The sequence below is a fragment of the Enterobacter sp. BNK-18 genome, from assembly GCF_047456135.1.
In the GTDB taxonomy this organism is placed as follows: Bacteria; Pseudomonadota; Gammaproteobacteria; order Enterobacterales; family Enterobacteriaceae; genus Enterobacter; species Enterobacter ludwigii.
The window spans coordinates 2,492,976-2,513,440 of record NZ_CP179899.1; the positions used below are offsets into that span (position 1 = coordinate 2,492,976).

Annotated in this window: 20 protein-coding genes, 4 tRNA genes and 1 other RNA gene; 12 read left to right on the plus strand and 13 right to left on the minus strand. The window is 54.6% G+C overall.

Features of this window, described 5'->3' with window-relative positions; genetic code table 11:
* The first annotated feature begins 198 nt into the window (after nt 1-198).
* From ACMGG3_RS12000 to ACMGG3_RS12020, 5 genes are all read left to right on the plus strand, one after another.
* Nucleotides 199-274: transfer RNA gene (locus tag ACMGG3_RS12000), tRNA-Val, on the plus strand.
* A 41-nt stretch (nt 275-315) separates the two neighbouring features.
* Nucleotides 316-391, plus strand: a tRNA-Val gene (locus tag ACMGG3_RS12005).
* 29 nt (nt 392-420) lie between these two features.
* Nucleotides 421-496 (plus strand) — tRNA-Val (locus ACMGG3_RS12010).
* A 4-nt stretch (nt 497-500) separates the two neighbouring features.
* Nucleotides 501-576 (plus strand) — tRNA-Lys (locus tag ACMGG3_RS12015).
* A gap of 27 nt (nt 577-603) precedes the next feature.
* Nucleotides 604-731: non-coding RNA, RtT sRNA (locus ACMGG3_RS12020), on the plus strand.
* A gap of 49 nt (nt 732-780) precedes the next feature.
* On the opposite strand, the gene ACMGG3_RS12025 is transcribed toward ACMGG3_RS12020, so the two are convergent.
* From ACMGG3_RS12025 to xapA, 3 genes are all read right to left on the minus strand, one after another.
* Nucleotides 781-1,668, minus strand: coding sequence for a LysR family transcriptional regulator (locus ACMGG3_RS12025; protein ID WP_020883096.1), 888 nt, complete (start codon nt 1,666-1,668; stop codon nt 781-783).
* A gap of 68 nt (nt 1,669-1,736) precedes the next feature.
* Nucleotides 1,737-2,993: a nucleoside permease gene (locus ACMGG3_RS12030; RefSeq protein WP_394246847.1), complete on the minus strand. Its 1,257-nt coding sequence runs from the start codon at nt 2,991-2,993 to the stop codon at nt 1,737-1,739.
* Between the two features lie 51 nt (nt 2,994-3,044).
* Nucleotides 3,045-3,869, minus strand: a complete 825-nt coding sequence (xapA, locus tag ACMGG3_RS12035) for a xanthosine phosphorylase (protein ID WP_014171078.1) — start codon at nt 3,867-3,869, stop codon at nt 3,045-3,047.
* Between the two features lie 207 nt (nt 3,870-4,076).
* Between xapA and ACMGG3_RS12040 the strand changes: the two genes are divergently transcribed.
* Nucleotides 4,077-4,418, plus strand: coding sequence for a FlxA-like family protein (locus ACMGG3_RS12040; RefSeq protein ID WP_020883093.1), 342 nt, complete (start codon nt 4,077-4,079; stop codon nt 4,416-4,418).
* Here the strand turns inward: ACMGG3_RS12040 and ACMGG3_RS12045 are convergent.
* Complete coding sequence (locus ACMGG3_RS12045) at nt 4,415-5,350, minus strand: LysR family transcriptional regulator (protein WP_414149201.1); 936 nt, start codon at nt 5,348-5,350, stop codon at nt 4,415-4,417. The genes ACMGG3_RS12040 and ACMGG3_RS12045 overlap by 4 nt on opposite strands.
* 89 nt (nt 5,351-5,439) lie before the next feature.
* Between ACMGG3_RS12045 and ACMGG3_RS12050 the strand changes: the two genes are divergently transcribed.
* Nucleotides 5,440-6,435 (plus strand): bile acid:sodium symporter family protein, encoded by a 996-nt coding sequence (locus tag ACMGG3_RS12050; protein ID WP_014171081.1) that lies wholly within the window; start codon nt 5,440-5,442, stop codon nt 6,433-6,435.
* Here ACMGG3_RS12050 and ACMGG3_RS12055 read toward each other — a convergent pair.
* The 3 genes from ACMGG3_RS12055 to zipA form a co-directional block, all read right to left on the minus strand.
* Nucleotides 6,432-6,647, minus strand: a complete 216-nt coding sequence (locus tag ACMGG3_RS12055) for a DUF3820 family protein (protein WP_014171082.1) — start codon at nt 6,645-6,647, stop codon at nt 6,432-6,434. The two genes, ACMGG3_RS12050 and ACMGG3_RS12055, sit on opposite strands and share 4 nt — an antisense overlap.
* Nucleotide 6,648: 1 nt before the next feature.
* Entirely contained in the window at nt 6,649-8,664 is a 2,016-nt protein-coding gene (gene ligA, locus ACMGG3_RS12060) for an NAD-dependent DNA ligase LigA (protein ID WP_025203500.1), read from the minus strand.
* A gap of 69 nt (nt 8,665-8,733) precedes the next feature.
* Nucleotides 8,734-9,720, minus strand: a complete 987-nt coding sequence (zipA, locus tag ACMGG3_RS12065; RefSeq protein WP_020883089.1) for a cell division protein ZipA — start codon at nt 9,718-9,720, stop codon at nt 8,734-8,736.
* A gap of 229 nt (nt 9,721-9,949) precedes the next feature.
* Between zipA and cysZ the strand changes: the two genes are divergently transcribed.
* The 5 genes from cysZ (at nt 9,950) to crr (ending at nt 14,743) form a co-directional block, all read left to right on the plus strand.
* Complete coding sequence (gene cysZ / locus ACMGG3_RS12070; protein ID WP_014171085.1) at nt 9,950-10,711, plus strand: sulfate transporter CysZ; 762 nt, start codon at nt 9,950-9,952, stop codon at nt 10,709-10,711.
* 163 nt (nt 10,712-10,874) lie between these two features.
* The gene (gene cysK, locus ACMGG3_RS12075) at nt 10,875-11,846 is read left to right on the plus strand and encodes a cysteine synthase A (RefSeq protein ID WP_020883087.1); all 972 of its coding nucleotides are present in this window, start codon (nt 10,875-10,877) and stop codon (nt 11,844-11,846) included.
* A 317-nt stretch (nt 11,847-12,163) separates the two neighbouring features.
* Nucleotides 12,164-12,421 (plus strand): phosphocarrier protein Hpr, encoded by a 258-nt coding sequence (ptsH, locus tag ACMGG3_RS12080; protein WP_000487600.1) that lies wholly within the window; start codon nt 12,164-12,166, stop codon nt 12,419-12,421.
* A gap of 44 nt (nt 12,422-12,465) precedes the next feature.
* A complete protein-coding gene (ptsI, locus tag ACMGG3_RS12085; RefSeq protein ID WP_014171087.1) occupies nt 12,466-14,193 on the plus strand; it encodes a phosphoenolpyruvate-protein phosphotransferase PtsI in 1,728 nt (575 codons plus the stop codon).
* 40 nt (nt 14,194-14,233) lie between these two features.
* Nucleotides 14,234-14,743 carry a PTS glucose transporter subunit IIA gene (gene crr, locus ACMGG3_RS12090; RefSeq protein ID WP_003861316.1) on the plus strand — a complete coding sequence of 170 codons (510 nt, stop codon included), beginning with the start codon at nt 14,234-14,236 and terminating at the stop codon, nt 14,741-14,743.
* 44 nt (nt 14,744-14,787) lie between these two features.
* Here crr and pdxK read toward each other — a convergent pair whose 3' ends face one another.
* The 6 genes from pdxK to ACMGG3_RS12120 all read right to left on the minus strand — a co-directional run bounded on the left by pdxK (nt 14,788) and on the right by ACMGG3_RS12120 (nt 20,459).
* Nucleotides 14,788-15,624 carry a pyridoxine/pyridoxal/pyridoxamine kinase gene (gene pdxK, locus ACMGG3_RS12095; RefSeq protein WP_014171088.1) on the minus strand — a complete coding sequence of 279 codons (837 nt, stop codon included), beginning with the start codon at nt 15,622-15,624 and terminating at the stop codon, nt 14,788-14,790.
* Nucleotides 15,625-15,629: 5 nt separating this feature from the next.
* Entirely contained in the window at nt 15,630-16,541 is a 912-nt protein-coding gene (gene cysM, locus ACMGG3_RS12100) for a cysteine synthase CysM (RefSeq protein WP_014171089.1), read from the minus strand.
* 112 nt (nt 16,542-16,653) lie between these two features.
* Nucleotides 16,654-17,748 (minus strand): sulfate/thiosulfate ABC transporter ATP-binding protein CysA, encoded by a 1,095-nt coding sequence (cysA, locus tag ACMGG3_RS12105; RefSeq protein ID WP_014171090.1) that lies wholly within the window; start codon nt 17,746-17,748, stop codon nt 16,654-16,656.
* Complete coding sequence (gene cysW / locus ACMGG3_RS12110; protein WP_020883085.1) at nt 17,738-18,613, minus strand: sulfate/thiosulfate ABC transporter permease CysW; 876 nt, start codon at nt 18,611-18,613, stop codon at nt 17,738-17,740. The genes cysA and cysW overlap by 11 nt, the downstream gene beginning before the upstream one ends.
* Nucleotides 18,613-19,446 carry a sulfate/thiosulfate ABC transporter permease CysT gene (gene cysT, locus ACMGG3_RS12115; protein WP_020883084.1) on the minus strand — a complete coding sequence of 278 codons (834 nt, stop codon included), beginning with the start codon at nt 19,444-19,446 and terminating at the stop codon, nt 18,613-18,615. Before cysT ends, cysW begins: the two co-directional genes overlap by 1 nt.
* On the minus strand, nt 19,446-20,459 hold the full coding sequence (locus ACMGG3_RS12120) for a sulfate ABC transporter substrate-binding protein (RefSeq protein ID WP_414149202.1): 1,014 nt from the start codon (nt 20,457-20,459) through the stop codon (nt 19,446-19,448). The genes cysT and ACMGG3_RS12120 overlap by 1 nt, the downstream gene beginning before the upstream one ends.
* Between the last annotated feature and the right edge of the window lie 6 nt (nt 20,460-20,465).

Here is a 20,465-nt window from a genome sequence, read left to right on the forward strand (position 1 = left end):
GCAATATTCTATCACTGTGGGGGGATTCCTCAATGTTGATCCCTTTATCGTGAGGGAGTTTGCGATTTTTGTTTAGAAATCATGCGTCATCGCCCGTTTCGCGATCGTTTTGTTTAATTTTACGACGAACGAATAAAAACTTTAGAAAATGCGTTGACTCATTTTCAACTCTCCCTATAATGCGACTCCACACAGCGGGGGTGATTAGCTCAGTTGGTAGAGCATCTCCTTTACACGGAGGGGGTCGGCGGTTCGAGCCCGTCATCACCCACCATCTACTTAAGTAGACTCGCAGTGTAGATAAGTATTGAGATTGGGCGATTAGCTCAGTTGGTAGAGCATCTCCTTTACACGGAGGGGGTCGGCGGTTCGAGCCCGTCATCGCCCACCATTCTCACCTTATCGCAGTAGTTCCGAAATGGGCGATTAGCTCAGTTGGTAGAGCATCTCCTTTACACGGAGGGGGTCGGCGGTTCGAGCCCGTCATCGCCCACCATTTCGGGTCGTTAGCTCAGTTGGTAGAGCAGTTGACTTTTAATCAATTGGTCGCAGGTTCGAATCCTGCACGACCCACCAATGTAAAAAAGCGCCCTAAAGGCGCTTTTTTGCTATCTGCGGTATGGATGATTCGAACCTGCAGCAGGTCCGAGCCGAACGCAGTGAGGCAACGGAGCCGTTTACGGCGACGGCCCGAAGGGCGAGCGAAGCGAGTCATCCTGCACGACCCACCAATGTAAGAAAGCGCCCTAAAGGCGCTTTTTTGCTATCTGCGGTATAACATCACTCTTCCGTCAACGTTGCTATCAACGACTTAATCGCCGGTGTCGCCTGCTTCTCGTCATACACCACATACAAATCTGCCGGTATACGTACCTGTAATGGACGAAATACCACACCGGGCCACTGCATTTGCGCATAGCTGTCAGCAGCTAACGTAATCCCCATTCCCATGCTGATCATTGCCAGCACCGTCTGTGGTTCATCGGCTTCACGCACTATCATCGGTGAAAAACCGGCCTGCTGACACACTCGCTGTAAGAACGACCAGTCAGAATGCGCAGACGGCATAGTGACAAAGTACTCATTCTGCAGTTCGGTGAGCGCAATTGCGCTTTCCCCCACCAGCCGGTGATCCTCCGGCAGCGCAACCAGAAATGCCGCATCCCGTAAGCGGATACTGGTAAACCCTGCGGTGGGCTCGGTTGCCATTCGCCAGATCCCGACATCCAGCTCCCGACGCTCCAGCAGCGCCATTTGCATTACCGGCGACTTTTCGCGAAAGACGACATCAACGTTCGGATGCTCTTTCAAAAATGTGCGCATGACCGTGCGCACTTCGCTCCACATGGCGGTACCGACAATGCCCAGCGCAATCCGCCCCGCCTCACCCCGTCCAATTTGTTCGACCCGGGCCAGAGCCTGGTTTGCACTGGCAAGCAGTCGACGGGACTCTTCCATCAATACTTTACCCGCATGGGTCAAGGCGACGCTTCGTGAGTGGCGAATAAACAGTAAGGTACCGAGCTGACTCTCCAGCTCTTTTATATGCAGGCTCAACGGCGGCTGCGACATATTGAGCCGGGCCGCAGCCCGTCCAAAATGAAGTTCCTCAGCGACGGCCAGAAAATAGCGCAGCAGCTTAAGGTCGGTTCGGTAGACGCGTTCCATCAACACATATCCTGGCGATAACACTTATGCTCCCACCTTAAAGCCTTTCACCGCCTGCCGGGAAAACTTTAATGCGCAACTGTGCGCAACTCGCTGTTTTTACTGGTGTGGCGATAGTTAAAGCTGAAATAAAACACCGCGGCGAGCATCAACGCATACGCCGCAAATACCAGCCAGATGGTCTGCCAGTCTTTCACCCCATCCACGGAGAAATAATCTACCGCCGCGCCGCTCAATACCGATCCGAAATAAGCACCGATACCGTTAACGGTCGTCATAAACAGCCCTTGCGCGCTGGCGCGGATATCAGCGCTTACCTCCTGTTCGACAAACACCGAACCGGAGATGTTGAAGAAGTCGAACGCGCAACCGTAGACCAGCATTGACAGCATCAACAGCCCGACGCCTGTCGCGGAAGGATCGCCATACGCAAAGAGTCCAAACCGCAGCATCCAGGCCACCATGCTCATCAGCATCACGGTTTTTATGCCAAAACGTCGGAGGAAGAAAGGAATGGTCAGGATGAACAGCACCTCTGACATCTGCGAGACGGAGAGCAAAATAGAAGGGTATTTAACGATAAAGCTTTCCGCATACGCCGGATTACGCGCAAAATCATGCAGAAAGGGGCTACCGAAAGTATTGGTGATTTGCAGCACGGCGCCCAGCAGCATCGCAAACAAAAAGAACACCGCCATTCGGGGCTGTTTAAACAGGACGAACGCATTCAGGCCAAGTTTGCTTGCCAGCGACGATGAGGTTTTATTCTTCGCCACCGGAATGGCCGGTAACGTCAGTGAATAGAGCGCCAGTACCAGCGACGCGGCAGCAGCAATGTAGAGCTGAATGTTGGTTAACTCTGCACCCATCAGGCTTATGGCCCACATCGCCACAATGAAGCCTACCGTGCCATAGACCCGTACCGTTGGAAAATGGGTCACCGTGTCCAGCCCTGCCTGCTCAAGACAGGAGTAGGAAATGGTATTCGATAGCGCAATGGTCGGCATAAAGGCCATGGCATTAACCAGCATGACCCAGAACATCAGCCCCGGCTCATTGACCTGCGCGGCATAGCAAAGCGCAACGGCACAGACGAGATGGCAAATCACGTATGCACGATCTGCCCGCAGCCACTTATCGGCAATAATGCCCACCAGCGAGGGCATCACGATCGCGGCAAGCCCCTTCGAGCTGTAGACCATCCCCACGTCAGAGCCGGAAAAACCCAGGGTGTTAATCATGTAAGCGCCGAGAGTAACGAGCCAGCTTCCCCAGATAAAATATTGCATAAAGGACATCATCTTTAAGCGCGTCGTGATGTTCATACCCGATTCCTTATAGCAGAGTGGCCCTCACGGGCCACGGTGTTGTTTCGCTCAGGCAAGCTGGCGCAGAAAACCGCAGATAAGATCGATGAAGTTCTGGCGAGAGAGTTCGGCGGCGGCAAGCGTTTGTTCATGCGACAGTTTTACATCGCTCAAACCTTCAGCAAGGTTGGTTATGGCCGAAACGGCGACCACCTTCAGGCCACAGTGGCGCGCCGAGATCACTTCCGGCACCACTGACATTCCCACCACATCTCCGCCGATGATCTGCATCATGCGGATCTCAGCCGCGGTTTCGAAGTTAGGGCCTGGATAAGAGACAAACACCCCTTCATGCAATGGAAAGCCCTTCTCGCTCGCCACGGTCTGCAGCAGGGCACGGCAATCTGCATCATAAGCATTGGCCAGCGAGAAAAAACGGTCGCCAAAACGGTCATCGTTCAGCCCGACCATCGGGGTACCCGGCAGGGTGTTGATGTGGTCGCTGAGGGCAACCAGGCTTCCCGGTTCAACCTCCGGACGTAATGAACCGGCGGCATTGGTACTGAACAGCAGTTCGCAGCCCAGCAGTTTGAAGGTGCGGATTGCATCGGTCATGACGGCGATGCCGCGGCCCTCATAGAAGTGACCGCGCCCTTTCATACAGGCGACCGGAACACCGGCAAGATGCCCCAACACCAGCTCACCGGCGTGACCGTGAACGGTGCTCACCGGGAAGCCCGGCAGTTTTTCATAGCTCAGTACTACAGCATCAACAATCTGCTCGGCGAGCGCGCCAAGACCAGAGCCGAGAATAAACGCAACCCGCGGAGTGAAATCAGGTTTAGCGGCACGAATGATGTCGGCAGAGAACCAGGGATTATTCGAGAGGGTCATAAAAGCTCCTTGAGAATTAAGATCGCGATATCACCGATCGCATGACCTTAGTCTTATATCTGGAGCCTGCGGGTTACCTCCAATACACTTTCTCGGCACCATCAATACTGATTTGGTATCAATACCTTTCCCTGCCAGATATGGCAGTTTTGCTCAAGCTAATTGCGTTGGCGCCGATACCTCTTTTTTACAGCGAGAGGAAAAAGTATGACGACCATTCAGGCTACAACCCAGCCCATTCAAACCAGCGGTGGCGGGAGTCGTTCTTCCGGCGGCAACGATATCGCTGCCCAGATCAGCCGCATCACTGACAAGATAACCAAGCTGACTCAACAGTTAAAAGAGGTTGCGAACGGTTCCGGCAGTGCGGAAGAGAAGAAGAAACAGCAGGAGCTTATCCAGGTGCAAATCAAAGTGCTGCAGGCACAGCTCGCACAGCTGCAGCGCCAGCAGGCGGAAGAAGCCCAGAAGAAACAAGAGCAAAGTCTGGTCAACGTGGAAGGTCCGAAGAACGCATCAGACAATCATCAAATAGACATTTACGTCTAACGCTCTGTTGAGTTAAACAGTGGATCGCGTATACGGGCCTCGGTTAATCGTTGCGCCTGGATACGCACCACTTCCCAGATAGCCTGCGCAGCCCCGGAGAGCGAACGGTTTTTTCGCCGTACCAGCATCAGTTTTCGCTCAATAGCAGGCGTCAGTCGCTTCACGACCAGACGGCTTCCCTGCGGCAAAGGGAGCGCCAGGGCGGGTAATACACTGATCCCTATGCCGGCCTCCACCATGGGAAACAGCGTTGCCGGGTGTCCAATCTCCTGCACAATGGTCGCCTTAACGCCCTGCGTCACCAGAGCAGAATCAATCAGCGGACGGCTGCCTGAGGCATAATCCTGTAATACCAGGTTCGCTCCCTGCAACGCCTGCCAGTGAACAGACGGCTGCGCGGCTAGCGGATCGTCGTCCCGGCAAAGCAACAGAAATGGCTCAGAAAGCACAATTTCACACTCCAGGTCACTCACCTGACCAGGATCGATAACCATACCAAAATCCACATCGCCCTGACGGATGCTCTCCAGCACCCACTGCTGCGGCCTGTCATGCAAAACAAAATCGATATCCGGATAGCGATGATTACCCTCTGCAATACACTGCGGGATAAGGTGCGCGGATATCGTCTGGCTGGCCGCAACCCGTACGGTACCCGACAGCTGCTGCCCCAGTCGACCTACATCTCTGAGCGTACTGTTGAGTTCGTCCAGCAGCCGTTCAAGGCGCTGAGCCAGCTGCTGTCCGGCTTCCGTGAGCACGACTTCACGCGTGGTGCGATCAAGCAACCGGACACCCGTCTGGCTCTCCAGCTCTTTCACGCTGTGGCTTACTGCGGACTGGCTCAGGCCGATGATCTCCCCTGCCCGACTGAAGCTGCGGGCATGGGCTACGGTGACGAAGATGCGAAGTTGGCGTAAGGAATAATTCATCTGTTTAATTCATGAATGGATGCAATAAATCAATTTTATTTCTCAAACGAAAAAAAGCACAATAGCGATATCTGTTTTCAGGAGTCATTATGAAACTATTTCGTATTCTTGATCCGTTTACGCTTACTCTGGTTGTCACGGTATTACTGGCCTCCTTCTTCCCTGCGCGGGGCGGGTTCGTTCCTTTTTTTGAAGGACTGACGACCGCGGCCATCGCGCTGTTGTTCTTTATGCACGGCGCAAAGCTCTCGCGCGAAGCCATTATTGCGGGAGGGAGTCACTGGCGACTGCACCTGTGGGTGATGTGCAGCACGTTCATCCTCTTTCCTGTACTCGGCGTGCTGTTCGCATGGTGGGCACCGGTGAATGTCGACCCAGCCCTTTATACCGGCTTCCTGTATCTGTGCATTCTGCCGGCTACCGTGCAGTCCGCTATCGCGTTTACCTCTCTGGCGGGCGGTAACGTCGCAGCCGCAGTCTGTTCAGCGTCGGCATCCAGCCTGTTAGGGATTTTCGTTTCGCCACTGCTGGTGGGTCTGCTGATGAACATGCACGGCGCGGAAGGTAACCTGGAACAGGTAGGTAAAATCTGTCTGCAGCTGCTGTTGCCGTTTGTGCTGGGTCATCTCTCTCGTCCGTGGACGGGCGCGTTTGTTGCAAAGCACAAAAAATGGATCTCAAAAACCGACCAGTCGTCGATTCTGCTGGTGGTCTATTCGGCCTTCAGTGAAGCGGTTGTGAATGGCATCTGGCATAAGGTGGGCGCAGGCTCGCTGCTGTTTATCGTGGTGGTCAGCCTTGTTCTGCTGGCGATTGTGATTGGCGTAAACGTCTTTGTGGCCCGCAAGTGCGGCTTCAACAAAGCCGATGAAATTACCATTGTCTTCTGTGGCTCGAAGAAGAGCCTGGCGAACGGCATTCCTATGGCAAACATTCTCTTCCCGACCTCAATGATAGGGATGATGGTACTGCCACTGATGATTTTCCATCAGATCCAGCTGATGGTCTGCGCGGTGCTGGCGCGTCGTTACAAACGCCAGACGGAAAAACAGGCGCAGGAAGAGACCCGCGCCGCGAAAGCTTAAGGACGTTTCAGGGGCTGAACCAACTGCGTCAGCCCCTCGGTTTTAATCAGTAACGTGATAGCCATCAGCTCACCCAGTCGTCCAGCCGGGAACCCATCTTTGCGGGCAAACCACAGCAAATAATCTTCCGGTAAATCAATCAGCCTGCGGCCTTTATATTTACCGAATGGCATCTCCGTGTTGGCGATCTCAACGAGCTGCTCTTTCTCCACGTTACTCTCCTAACAGGCGCATCATTTCCGCTTCGTCGATAACCTCAATGCCCAGCTCCTGAGCTTTAGCAAGCTTCGAACCGGCGGCTTCCCCGGCAATAACCAGATCGGTTTTCTTCGACACGCTGCCTGCCACTTTTGCACCCAGCGCAACCAGTCGCGCTTTAGCATCATCACGTGAAAGCTGGCTCAGGCTGCCGGTCAGCACGACCGTTTTGCCGGCAAACGGGCTGTCGATCTCGTCAGCATTGACCACGACCGGAGCCGGCCATCTGATGCCCTCTTCCAACAGCTTGCCGATCACCTCGCGGTTGCTCTCTTCGGCAAAGAAGTTAAAGACATGCGTCGCGACGACAATCCCCACGTCCGGGACTCTCTGCAGCTCGTCAATACTCGCTTTTTCCAGAGCTTCCAGCGTACCGAAATACGCCGCCAGCCCCGCCGCCGTGGCTTCGCCCACTTCGCGAATACCGAGCGCATAAAGGAATCGGGCAAAGGTCGTCTCTTTGGCAGCATCCAGGGCATTAACCACATTCTGGGCCGACTTCGGTCCCATGCGATCAAGACCCGTGAGCTTACCCGCGGTCAGTTTGAAGAGATCTGCAGGCGTATGAACATATTCTTTCTCTACCAGCTGATCGATAATTTTGTCGCCCATTCCGTCGACGTCCATCGCCCGACGGGAAACGAAGTGCTTCAGTGACTCTTTACGTTGTGCCCCGCAGATTAAGCCGCCCGTACAGCGAGCCACCGCTTCACCTTCAACGCGCTCAACGTCAGATCCACATACCGGGCAATGCGTCGGGAACACGATGGCGCGCGTATCGTCAGGACGCTCTGACTCAACCACGTTCACCACCTGCGGGATAACATCGCCCGCGCGACGAATCACCACTTTGTCACCAATGCGCAGGCCGAGACGTTCAATTTCATCGGCGTTATGCAGCGTGGCGTTACTCACCAGCACGCCAGCAACCTGCACAGGCTCCAGACGGGCAACCGGGGTAATCGCGCCCGTACGGCCCACCTGGAACTCCACGTCACGGACAAAGGTCATCTGCTCCTGCGCCGGGAATTTAAACGCCACTGCCCAGCGCGGCGCGCGCGCCACAAAGCCTAACTGCTCCTGCAGCGCAAGTGAGTTAACCTTGATAACCACGCCATCAATATCAAAACCAAGCGTCGGGCGGTCTTCTTCCACTTTGTGGTAGAACGCCAGCACGGCTTCCGGGGAGTCGCACAGCTGAACACGGTTACTCACCGGCAGGCCCCACGCTTTAAACTGCAATAAACGTCCGAGATGGGTATCCGGCAGTTCACCGCCTTCCAGAATCCCGACGCCATAGCAGAAGAAAGTAAGCGGTCGCTTCGCGGTGATACGGGGATCAAGCTGGCGCAGGGAGCCTGCCGCCGCATTACGCGGGTTAGCAAACACTTTCCCGCCGGTACGGCGCGCCTCTTCGTTGATTTTCTCGAAGCCCGCCTGCGGGAGGAATACTTCACCGCGCACTTCCAGTCGGGCTGGAATATTATCCCCTTGCAGCTTCAGCGGGATCGCACGGATGGTGCGTACGTTGGTGGTAATGTCTTCACCCGTCGTACCATCACCCCGCGTCGCGGCACGCACCAGCACACCGTTTTCATAGAGAAGGCTGACCGCCAGACCATCCAGCTTCAACTCGCAGCACCAGGTCAGGGAGTCGCTGCTTTTGAGGCGATCCTGCACGCGCTTGTTAAACGCGAGGAAGCTCTCTTCATCAAAGACGTTATCCAGAGACAACATTGGGACTTCATGACGTACCTGACTGAAAGCACCCAGCGGCTCCGCGCCCACGCGCTGCGTGGGTGAGTCGGGCGTAATTAATTCCGGGTGCTGCGCCTCTAGCTCGCGCAGCTCGCGCATCAGACGGTCATACTCCGCATCCGGCACTTCCGGCGCGTCCATAACATGATAGAGGTATTCATGATGGCGAAGCGTGGTTCGCAGTTCAGTGAGTTGTTGTTCGATTGAGTCCATATCACACCATCAATGAGAAAAAACCCCCGACATGCGGGGGTTGAGGAGGAGTCGATGTAAACGCGATGATTACGCGTTGGCTTCCTTAACTTCGCGGATGCGGTCCTGATATTCGCGCAATTTCTGCGGCGTCATCATACGACGCTGATCGTCGAGCACCACACCACCGACTTCGTCAGCAATGTGCTGTGCGGACTGCAGCATCAGCTTAAAGTTTTGCAGTTCATCACCGTAGGACGGCACCTGCATGAAGATAGTGACACCCGGCGTCACGAAATCACCGGTCATTTCCGGGTCAAAGGTGCCAGGGTTAACCATATTGGCCAGGCTAAACAGCGCCGGACCGCTACCGTCAGGACTCAGGTGACGATGGAAAATATTCATGTCGCCAAACTTGAAGCCTGCCTGTTGAATGCTGTTAAGCAGGACATCGCCATTCAGGTGGGTGCCATGATGCGCAGCCACGTTCATGATGATGACCGCTTCTTTACGCTGCGGTTTTTCAACAACCGGTTCTGGCTCAACTACGGGCTCTGGTTCAACGAGCGGGGCCGGCGCAGGCTGAGGTGCAGGCTGCACGTGAACAGGCTGCTGCGGTTGGTGTACCGGCTGTGCAGGCTGTTGTGGTGCAGGTTGCTGCACAGGCTGTTGCTGAACCGGCTGTGGCGCAGCAGGCTGCTGATGGACAGGCTGTTGCGGCGGCTGACGCACCGGCTCTTCTCCAGGCTGCGGCGCCTGCTGGCGCGGCTGTGCAGAAGCATACGGCGGTTGATACTGGTGCTGCGGAGGCTGACGAGGGGCTTCATGCTCCCCATGAGCCGCGCCGGGCGCAGTATTGACCCGATGAACACGAACTTCACCCACGCCGTCGTCGTCGCTTCCGTCGATGTCATTTTCACTGTCATCGTCATCACGACTGGACTTCATGCGCTTCAGTGGGCGATCGCGAAACATAGAGGAACGCTCTTTACGGCTGGTCCAGAAACCATGTACCAGTAAAGCGATTATGGCGATCGCGCCAACAATGATTAATATCAGACGCAAATCCTGCATCATTATATTCTCTGTTGTTCTAACACCTTGCCACCACGGCAAACATTTACTCACTAAGAGTATTTGCCGTTTACGTCAAGTGCAAGTGTGTGCAGAGCATTCACAGCATAAAGATGAACTAAATCGTGCTTTTTGCTGTTTTTTCGAACTTTCCGAACTGGTCATTGGTCCGTAAGTGGATAATATAGGCGGGCAATTCCACTGGTTGTGAAAAAAGGAGTACAGCCTGGTTATGGTTTCAACATCATCTTCTCCCCCGCGCAGCGGCGTCTGGTATTTTTCTCAGGGCTGGAAACTGGTCTCACTGCCGGGGATTCGTCGCTACGTCATTCTGCCGTTGCTGATTAACATTATCCTGATGGGCGGCGCGTTCTGGTGGCTGTTCACCAGACTGGAGAGCTGGATCCCTTCGCTGATGAGCCATGTGCCGGACTGGCTGCAGTGGCTGAACTACCTGCTCTGGCCGGTTGCGGTCATCTCCGTGCTGCTGGTGTTCGGCTACTTCTTCTCGACGATTGCAAACTGGATAGCTGCGCCGTTTAACGGCCTGCTGGCAGAACAGCTGGAAGCACGTCTTACCGGCGCAACGCCGCCGGATACGGGCATGCTGGGGATCATGAAAGATATCCCACGCATCATGAAGCGCGAATGGCAGAAGTTTGCCTGGTATCTTCCCCGCGCCATTGTGCTGCTTATCCTTTATTTTGTCCCTGGAGTCGGTCAAACGGTGGCCCCGGTGCTGTGGTTCCTGTTCAGCGCCTGGATGCTGGCAATCCAGTACTGCGATTATCCGTTCGATAACCACAAGGTGCCGTTCAAAACGATGCGCAGCGCCCTGCGCACGCAAAAAGTCGCGAATATGCAGTTCGGGGCGCTGACCAGTCTGTTCACCATGATCCCGGTGCTCAACCTGTTCATCATGCCGGTCGCCGTTTGCGGCGCAACGGCGATGTGGGTTGACTGCTACCGTGCTAAGCACGCGTTATGGAAGTAATGCAAAAATGTGTAAAAAGGGGGTGGCTTATGCCGCCCCTTATTCCATACTGATCCCCATTATTTCCTTGCAGTATATAGATATGCGAATTCCTTACTTCCCCCTACCTGTTCAACAGGTATGCTGGGACGGTATCCCAATTTCATACAGTTAAGGACAGGCCATGAGTAAGATTTATGAAGACAACTCGCTGACTATCGGTCATACGCCCCTGGTTCGACTGAACCGTATCGGTAATGGACGCATTCTGGCGAAGGTCGAATCACGTAACCCGAGCTTCAGCGTGAAGTGCCGTATCGGTGCAAATATGATTTGGGATGCTGAAAAACGTGGCGTGCTGAAGCCAGGCGTTGAGCTGGTTGAACCAACCAGCGGTAACACCGGTATCGCACTGGCCTATGTTGCGGCGGCGCGCGGTTATAAACTGACGCTGACCATGCCTGAAACCATGAGCATCGAACGTCGCAAACTGCTGAAAGCGCTGGGCGCGAACCTGGTGCTGACCGAAGGTGCCAAAGGCATGAAGGGTGCGATTCAGAAAGCAGAAGAGATTGTTGCCAGCGATCCGGCGAAATATCTGCTGCTGCAGCAGTTCAGCAACCCGGCGAACCCGGAAATTCACGAAAAGACCACCGGCCCGGAAATTTGGGAAGATACCGACGGTCAGGTTGATGTATTTATCTCCGGTGTAGGCACCGGCGGAACCCTGACTGGCGTGTCGCGCTATATAAAAGGCACAAAAGGTAAAAAAGACCTGATCACCGTTGCCGTGGAACCAACCGACTCACCGGTGATCACCCAGGCGCTGGCGGGCGAAGAGATCAAACCCGGCCCACATAAAATTCAGGGTATCGGTGCCGGCTTCATTCCGGGCAACCTGGATCTGAAGCTTATTGATAAAGTGGTGACCATCACCAACGAAGAAGCTATCTCTACCGCACGTCGTCTGATGGACGAGGAAGGTATTCTGGCGGGCATCTCTTCCGGTGCTGCTGTTGCGGCAGCGCTCAAACTTCAGGAAGATGAGGCCTTTACCAATAAGAATATTGTGGTTATCCTGCCTTCATCGGGTGAGCGTTACTTGAGCACCGCACTGTTTGCCGATCTGTTCACTGAAAAAGAACTGCAACAGTAATGCCAGCATGTTAATAACGCGTAAAAAAGCACCTTTTTGGGTGCTTTTTTGTGGCCTGCTTCAAAGTTTTACCCCTCCTGGCATTGATTCACCCCGTTGGGTCTGGTATTTAAACCAGCAATTATTTTGATGCGTGAAATTAATCAGTGAACGAAATAGCCTTGCTGAATCGATTTTATGATTTGGTTCAAGTCTTGCTTTCGCTGCATAATGTTTAATGACGATCGAAACGTCAGCGCTAACAATACAGGCTAAAGTTAAGTCGCCAGGCTAGACTTTAGTTCCACAACACTAAACCTATAAGTTGGGGAAATACAATGTTCCAGCAAGAAGTTACCATTACCGCTCCGAACGGTCTGCACACCCGCCCTGCTGCTCAGTTTGTTAAAGAAGCGAAAGGCTTCACTTCTGAAATCACTGTGACTTCCAACGGCAAAAGCGCCAGCGCAAAAAGCCTGTTCAAACTGCAGACTCTGGGACTGACTCAGGGTACCGTTGTCACCATCTCTGCTGAAGGTGAAGACGAGCAGAAAGCAGTTGAGCATCTGGTAAAACTGATGGCTGAGCTCGAGTAAGTTTCCGGGTTCTTTTAAATATCAGTCACAAGTAAGGTAGGGTTATGATTTCAGGCATTTTAGCATCCCCGGGTATCGCTTTCGGCAAAGCACTGCTGCTGAAAGAAGACGAGATCGTCATCGACCGGAAAAAAATTTCTGCCGACAAGGTTGATCAGGAAGTTGAACGTTTTCTGAGCGGTCGTGCCAAGGCATCTGCGCAACTGGAAGCAATCAAGACTAAAGCTGGCGAAACTTTCGGTGAAGAAAAAGAAGCCATCTTCGAAGGGCACATCATGCTGCTCGAAGATGAGGAGCTGGAGCAGGAAATCATAGCCCTGATTAAAGATAAAAGCATGACGGCAGACGCTGCTGCGCATGAAGTTATCGAAGGTCAGGCAACTGCCCTGGAAGAACTGGATGATGAATACCTGAAAGAGCGTGCGGCTGACGTACGTGACATCGGTAAGCGCCTGCTGCGCAACATCCTGGGTCTGGCCATTATCGACCTGAGCGCTATTCAGGATGAAGTCATCCTGGTTGCCGCCGATCTGACCCCGTCTGAAACCGCACAGTTGAACCTGAAAAAGGTCCTCGGTTTCATCACTGACGCGGGCGGCCGTACCTCCCACACCTCTATCATGGCGCGTTCTCTGGAACTGCCTGCCATTGTGGGTACCGGTAGCGTCACCTCTCAGGTTAAAAACGACGATTATCTGATTCTGGATGCCGTAAACAACGTGGTTTACGTCAACCCAACTAACGAAGAGATCGAAAAACTGCGCGCGGTTCAGGAGCAAGTTGCGACTGAAAAAGCGGAACTCGCTAAGCTGAAAGACCTGCCAGCCATCACTCTGGACGGTCATCAGGTTGAAGTGTGCGCAAACATCGGTACCGTACGTGACGTCGATGGCGCTGAGCGCAACGGCGCGGAAGGTGTGGGTCTCTATCGTACTGAATTCCTGTTCATGGACCGTGACGCGCTGCCAACTGAAGAAGAACAGTTTGCTGCGTACAAAGCTGTGGCTGAAGCGTGTGGCTCTCAGGCGGTTATCGTCCGTACCATGGATATCGGTGGCGACAAAGAGCTGCCGTACATGAACTTCCCGAAAGAAGAGAACCCGTTCCTGGGCTGGCGTGCGATTCGTATCGCGATGGATCGTAAAGAGATCCTGCGCGATCAGGTTCGCGCTATCCTGCGTGCGTCTGCTTTCGGTAAACTGCGCATCATGTTCCCGATGATCATCTCTGTTGAAGAAGTGCGTGCACTGAAGAAAGAGATCGAAATCTACAAACAGGAACTGCGCGACGAAGGTAAAGCATTTGACGAGTCAATTGAGATCGGCGTGATGGTGGAAACACCTGCGGCGGCGACCATTGCGCGTCATTTAGCCAAAGAAGTTGATTTCTTTAGTATCGGTACCAATGATTTAACGCAGTACACCCTGGCAGTTGACCGTGGTAATGATATGATTTCACATCTCTACCAGCCAATGTCACCGTCCGTACTGAACTTGATCAAGCAAGTTATTGATGCTTCTCATGCAGAAGGTAAATGGACTGGCATGTGTGGTGAGCTTGCAGGCGACGAACGTGCTACACTTCTGTTGCTGGGTATGGGTCTGGACGAATTCTCTATGAGCGCCATTTCCATCCCGCGCATTAAGAAGATTATCCGTAACACGAACTTCGAAGATGCGAAGGTGTTAGCAGAGCAGGCTCTTGCTCAACCGACAACGGACGAGTTAATGACGCTGGTTAACAAGTTCATTGAAGAAAAAACAATCTGCTAATCCACGAGATGCGGCCCAAATTACTGCTTAGGAGAAGATCATGGGTTTGTTCGATAAACTGAAATCTCTGGTTTCTGATGATAAGAAAGACTCCGGAACTATTGAGATTGTTGCTCCGCTCTCCGGCGAGATCGTCAACATCGAAGACGTGCCGGATGTAGTGTTTGCTGAGAAAATCGTTGGTGATGGCATTGCTATCAAACCAACTGGCAACAAAATGGTTGCTCCAGTTGACGGCACCATCGGTAAAATTTTTGAAACCAACCATGCGTTCTCTATCGAATCTGATAGCGGTATCGAACTGTTCGTTCACTTCGGTATCGACACCGTTGAACTGAAAGGCGAAGGCTTCAAACGTATCGCGGAAGAAGGCCAGCGTGTTAAAGTTGGCGACCCGGTCATTGAATTCGATCTGCCACTGCTGGAAGAAAAAGCCAAGTCTACCCTGACGCCGGTTGTTATCTCCAACATGGACGAAATCAAAGAACTGATCAAACTGTCTGGCAGCGTCACCGTGGGTGAAACCCCGGTTATCCGCATCAAGAAGTAATTCTTGCCGCACAGAAAAATGGCGCCTTCGGGCGCCATTTTTGTTTATGCGGGCAGGATAAGCTCGTCGTAGCCTTTCGACTGCGTATAAATCATCACATCTGTGACGCGGTCTCCTGCCATGCGAATCGCATCGGCAACGGTTTTGCCCTCAACGATCCCGCTCACCAGCTCTGAACAGAAGAGGTCGCCCGTGCCTTTCAGGTCCGTTTCAACACGCGGATGCGCACTGACGGTCACACCGTCTCGGGTAACCAGCACCACGTGAATATTCTCCGGATCGTCCGCCACCGGCGCACTGGTGATGGCCACCCATTTCAGCGTGTCGGAAAGTAACCCCTGCGCTGCCGCTATGGCACTTTCAGGCGTACGACACGGTTTACCGCTTAGCACTTCCAGCTCAAAGACGTTAGGCGTGATCCCCTGCGCCAGTGGCAGCAGGTACTCCCGATACGCTTCAGGGATATCAGGTTTCACATACATCCCACTGTCAATATCGCCAATAACGGGGTCAACCAACACCAGCAGGTCAGGATGCTGCGCTTTGATCGCGGTGAGCCACTGCGCCAGGCATTTTATCTGGCTGGCGCTGCCCATGTAGCCCGTGGTAACGGCTTTAAGCTCGCGCAGGATCTCGCGCTCTTCCAGCGCCTTAAGATACCCGCTGAACCACTCATCGGGGATCACGCCACCGTAAAAGGTATCGTAGTGCGGCGTGTTGCTGAACAGCACGGTCGGCACGGCGGTGACGGTCAGCCGGTGGGTACGAATATTCGGCACCGCAATGCTGTTCCCCACGCTGCCGTAAACCACCTGCGACTGTACCGCGACAATATCGGTTTGCTGCGCCCGGGTGTTATCCCGGAATAAAATCATCTCCATGACGCTTAAATCCCCGCCCCCTGCGTATAACTCTCTTCACCAAAGACGCCGGTAGAAAGATAGCGATCGCCGCGGTCGCAGATAATCGCCACCACGACAGCCCCGGGATGTGCCTGCGCAACACGCAATGCTCCCGCTACCGCGCCACCCGAGCTGACCCCGCAGAAGATACCTTCACGCACGGCCAGTTCACGCATCGTATTCTCCGCCTCGCGTTGATGAATATCCAGCACCTGATCCACCAGCTGGGCGTTATAAATGCCCGGCATGTATTCCGCCGGCCAGCGGCGAATACCCGGTATGCTGCTCCCCTCTTCCGGCTGCAGACCCACAATCGTTACCGCCTTTTCCTGCTCGCGCAGAAAACGGGATACGCCGGTAATGGTCCCTGTCGTGCCCATGCTGGAGACGAAGTGAGTGATGCGCCCGTTGGTCTGCTGCCAGATTTCCGGACCGGTAGTGGTGTAGTGAGCGTACGGGTTATCCGGGTTATTAAACTGATCGAGCAGTTTGCCTTCACCGCGTTCGGCCATGGCTAGCGCCAGGTCGCGCGCCCCTTCCATCCCTTCTTCTTTAGAGACCAGAATCAGTTCGGCACCATAGGCACGCATCGCCGCACGGCGCTCCTGGCTCATGTTATCGGGCATCAGCAACGTCATGCGATAGCCTTTCAACGCGGCAATCATCGCCAGCGCAATACCGGTGTTACCGCTGGTGGCTTCAATCAGCACGTCGCCGGGCTGAATTTCACCGCGTTTTTCGGCCTGCACAATCATGGAGAGCGCAGCCCGGTCCTTCACCGAACCGGCAGGGTTATTGCCTTCGAGTTTGACCCAGATTTCGCTGCCGTTGTCCGGCCCCATGCGCTGAAGTTTGACCAGAGGGGTGTTGCCGATGGTGTGTTCTAATGTGTTCAAGATCGCTGTCCAATAAAAAGCCCGGTGGCGCGCAGCGCTCCGGGCATACGGAGATCATATTCCAGACCGGCTAAGCGCAGCGCCTCCGGTCAAACTACGTGTCATTAACCTATCAGGCTGACTCCGCCAGAGCAATATCCTCGCGCGTCTCTATGCGCTCATTGCCATGATAAATACGGGCATGCTGCAGCCCAACAAACAGGCGTTCGCCCCGGTACGGCGGCTCGTCATCACGCATCACCACCGTCAGCGGCTCGGTATACCAGCCCAGCGGTTGTACCACCAATTGGGTGTAGTGCCCTTTAGGGCTAGCTTCCAGCACCTGCACCGGCAGCGGTGAATCCAGACTCGTCCGGCGGCTCACGTCCACTTCCCAGGGACGCAGGAACAGATCGACCGGCCCCTGATGTGCGGAGGTGTATCCCAGCGGCCAGCGGTGTGCGCCCACGTGGAATTGCCCACCGCGGATGGTGCCCTGCAGCCGGTTAACTTCGCCCATAAACTCGAGGACAAATCGGGTCGCCGGTTCACGCCAGAGCTGCTCTGGCTCATCAACCTGCTCGATGTTCCCCTGACTCATCACCACCACGCGGTCTGCGACTTCCATCGCCTCTTCCTGATCGTGGGTGACGAAGACGCTGGTGAATTTCAGCTCTTCATGCAGCTGACGCAGCCAGCGGCGTAACTCTTTACGCACCTGCGCATCCAGCGCGCCAAACGGCTCATCCAGCAGCAGAATTTGCGGCTCAACGGCCAGGGCCCGCGCCAGCGCGACGCGCTGCTTCTGGCCGCCGGAAAGCTGCGCCGGGAAGCGGTCAGCCAGATGCGCAAGCTGTACCATCTCCAGCAGTTTGGTCACTTTCGCTTTGATGGTGGCCGCATCCGGACGCTCGCGGCGAGGCAGGACGGTCAGACCGAAAGCGATGTTATCGAACACGGTCATATGGCGGAACAGCGCGTAATGCTGGAACACAAAGCCCACTTTTCGGTCGCGGGCGTGCAAACGGCTTACGTCGGTACCGTGAAAACGAATATGTCCGCTGGTCTGATGCTCAAGCCCGGCGATAATGCGCAGCAGCGTGGTTTTACCCGAGCCAGACGGCCCGAGCAGTGCCACCATTTGTCCGGAAGGGATATCCAGCGAGATATCATTCAGCACCTGGGTGCGACCAAAAGACTTCTTAATATTGGCAATCTCAATGCTCATGATTTCCCTCCTGGTGCTGACGTTTTTCCTGATTCTCTAAACGCCACTGCACCACACTCTTCAAAAACAGGGTCAAAATCGCCATCAGCGTCAGTAACGCTGCGGCAGTAAAGGAACCGACGGTGTTGTAGTCCTGTTCCAGTAATTCAATCTGTAACGGTAACGACAGCGTTTCGCCGCGAATAGAGCCCGAGACGACCGAAACTGCACCGAACTCGCCTATGGCGCGGGCATTGGTCAGCACGACGCCGTAGAGCAGCGCCCAGCGAATATTCGGCAGCGTCACGCGGCGGAACATCTGCCAGCCGGATGCGCCCAGCAGAATTGCCGCTTCGTCTTCGTTGCTGCCCTGGCTTAACATCACCGGGACCAGTTCGCGCACCACAAATGGACAGGTTACAAACACCGTGACCAGCACCATGCCCGGCCAGGCAAACATGACCTGCAGGTTATGCTCATCCAGCCAGCCACCCAGCGGGCCGTTAGAGCCGTAGAAGAGCAGATAAACCAGACCGGCCACTACCGGCGACACGGCAAACGGGATATCCAGCAGGGTCAGCAGCAGCTGACGTCCCGGGAAGTTAAAGCGCGTCACCAGCCAGGCCAGCAGCGTACCGAACACCAGGTTGACCGGCACCGTGATAAGCGCAATCAGTACGGTCAGCCAGATGGCGTGCAGCATATCCGGGTTCGCCAGGTTTTCCAGCGCGGGCATCAACCCCTTGCTGAACGCCTGAACAAAAATATAAATCGTCGGCACGACGAGAATGAAGGCGGACACCAGCACGCCCGTACCAATCAGAAACCATTTTCCCCAGTTGATACGGGGAGCATCGTATCGCTTCAATTGAGTAACTTCCGCCATCAGTGACCTACCACGCGTCGACCAAAGCGACTTTGCAGAGTGTTAATTGAGTAGAGCAGCAGCAGCGATGCGGCAAGAATGACCGAGGCAATCGCGCTCGCCGCCGGGTAATCAAACTCCTGCAAGCGGATAAAAATCATCAGCGAGGTGACTTCGGTTTTCCACGCAATGTTCCCGGCAATGAAAATAACCGCGCCGAACTCACCGAGGCTACGGGTAAACGACAGCGCGATACCGGCCAGCAGCGCCGGAGAAAGCTCAGGCAGGACGACCTTGCGGAAGCTCTGCCAGCGCGTGGCACCCAGCGTTTCCGCCGCTTCTTCGTATTCAGGGCCTAATTCTTCGAGCACTGGCTGCACGGTGCGTACAACAAAAGGAATACTGGTAAACGCCATCGCGACCGCGATACCGAGCCAGGTATAGGTCACTTTGATATCAAGCTTCGCCAGCCACTCACCGTAAAACCCGTTCACGGAAAAGAGCGAGGCAAGGGTTAAGCCCGCCACCGCCGTCGGCAGCGCAAACGGCAGGTCCATTAACGCGTCGAGCAGCGTACGGCCCGGGAAACGGTAGCGGGTTAAGATCCACGCCATCAGCAGGCCAAAGGCCCCGTTAAAAATGGACGCCACAAACGCCGACAGCAGCGTCACCTTATAGGCTGCGACGACCTGCGGGTTGGTTATCACTTCCCAGTACTGCGCCCAGCTCATTTGCGCAAGCTGCATCACCAGCGCGCTGAGCGGCAACAATAAGATCAGGCAGACGAACAGCAGGCTGGTCCCGAGGCTTAAGGTAAAGCCCGGCAGCACACGTCTGGTAGAGACTGCAAACATTACTTACGCCCCGCCGCCAGCAATTTGTCTAACTCACCGCCGCTGGCAAAATGCGTTTTCATGACATCAGGCCAGGAGCCGAAATGGTCTTCCACGCGGAACAACTCGGTCTGCGGGAATTTATCCTTCAGTTTGTTCATCACATCCGGGTTATTCACGCGGTAGTAGTAATCGGTAATGATCGTCTGCGCCTGTGGGCTGTACAGGTAGTTGAGGTAAGCTTTTGCCGCTTTCTCTGTGCCGTTGGACTGCACGTTTTTATCTACCCACGCTACCGGGAACTCGGCGAGGATATTGGTTTTCGGGACAACGACCTCGAAACCCTGCGCCTCGTACTGTTTGCGGATATTATTCACTTCCGACTCAAAGCTGATCAGCACATCGCCCAGGCCGCGCTCTGCAAAGGTCGTGGTCGCGCCGCGACCGCCGGTATCAAACACCTCGACGTTTTTCAGGAACTGGGTCATGAACTGCTCGGTTTTCGCTTTATCGTTACCGTCAGCTTTATCCGCCGCGCCCCACGCTGCCAGATAGGTATAGCGCGCGTTACCGGAGGTTTTTGGATTCGGGAAAATCAGCTTCACGTCGGAACGCACCAGGTCATTCCAGTCGTGGATATTTTTCGGGTTGCCCTTACGCACCAGGAAACCCATGGTGGAATAGAACGGCGAGCTGTTGTTCGGCAAACGACTCTGCCAGTCAGCGGCGATCAGCTTGCCTTTGTCGTGCAGGATCTGCACGTCAGTGACCTGGTTATAGGTCACCACATCCGCTTTCAGCCCCTGGAGAATGGCCAGCGCCTGCTTGGACGACCCTGCGTGTGACTGTTTAATGGTCAGCTTGTCGCCGTTGTTGTCTTTCGCCCACTGCTGTTCAAACGGTGGGTTAAGGGCGGCAAACAGCTCGCGGGAAACATCATACGAACTGTTCAGCAGCTCAGTAGCCTGCGCCTGTGCCACCAGCAGCAAACCTGCCAGTGCCAGCGATCCTTTTTTCAGTACAGTAACGGCCATTGCGCA

Coding starts and splice junctions, on each gene's coding strand:
- ACMGG3_RS12030 (WP_394246847.1), bottom strand. CDS start 2,993: ATGAACATCACGACGCGCTTAAAGATGATGTCCTTTATGCAATATTTT.
- ACMGG3_RS12025 (WP_020883096.1), bottom strand. CDS start 1,668: ATGGAACGCGTCTACCGAACCGACCTTAAGCTGCTGCGCTATTTTCTG.
- ptsH (WP_000487600.1), top strand. CDS start 12,164: ATGTTCCAGCAAGAAGTTACCATTACCGCTCCGAACGGTCTGCACACC.
- xapA (WP_014171078.1), bottom strand. CDS start 3,869: ATGACCCTCTCGAATAATCCCTGGTTCTCTGCCGACATCATTCGTGCC.
- ACMGG3_RS12050 (WP_014171081.1), top strand. CDS start 5,440: ATGAAACTATTTCGTATTCTTGATCCGTTTACGCTTACTCTGGTTGTC.
- ptsI (WP_014171087.1), top strand. CDS start 12,466: ATGATTTCAGGCATTTTAGCATCCCCGGGTATCGCTTTCGGCAAAGCA.
- zipA (WP_020883089.1), bottom strand. CDS start 9,720: ATGATGCAGGATTTGCGTCTGATATTAATCATTGTTGGCGCGATCGCC.
- cysT (WP_020883084.1), bottom strand. CDS start 19,446: ATGTTTGCAGTCTCTACCAGACGTGTGCTGCCGGGCTTTACCTTAAGC.
- cysW (WP_020883085.1), bottom strand. CDS start 18,613: ATGGCGGAAGTTACTCAATTGAAGCGATACGATGCTCCCCGTATCAAC.
- ACMGG3_RS12040 (WP_020883093.1), top strand. CDS start 4,077: ATGACGACCATTCAGGCTACAACCCAGCCCATTCAAACCAGCGGTGGC.
- ligA (WP_025203500.1), bottom strand. CDS start 8,664: ATGGACTCAATCGAACAACAACTCACTGAACTGCGAACCACGCTTCGC.
- pdxK (WP_014171088.1), bottom strand. CDS start 15,624: ATGGAGATGATTTTATTCCGGGATAACACCCGGGCGCAGCAAACCGAT.
- ACMGG3_RS12045 (WP_414149201.1), bottom strand. CDS start 5,350: ATGAATTATTCCTTACGCCAACTTCGCATCTTCGTCACCGTAGCCCAT.
- ACMGG3_RS12120 (WP_414149202.1), bottom strand. CDS start 20,459: ATGGCCGTTACTGTACTGAAAAAAGGATCGCTGGCACTGGCAGGTTTG.
- cysK (WP_020883087.1), top strand. CDS start 10,875: ATGAGTAAGATTTATGAAGACAACTCGCTGACTATCGGTCATACGCCC.
- cysA (WP_014171090.1), bottom strand. CDS start 17,748: ATGAGCATTGAGATTGCCAATATTAAGAAGTCTTTTGGTCGCACCCAG.
- cysZ (WP_014171085.1), top strand. CDS start 9,950: ATGGTTTCAACATCATCTTCTCCCCCGCGCAGCGGCGTCTGGTATTTT.
- crr (WP_003861316.1), top strand. CDS start 14,234: ATGGGTTTGTTCGATAAACTGAAATCTCTGGTTTCTGATGATAAGAAA.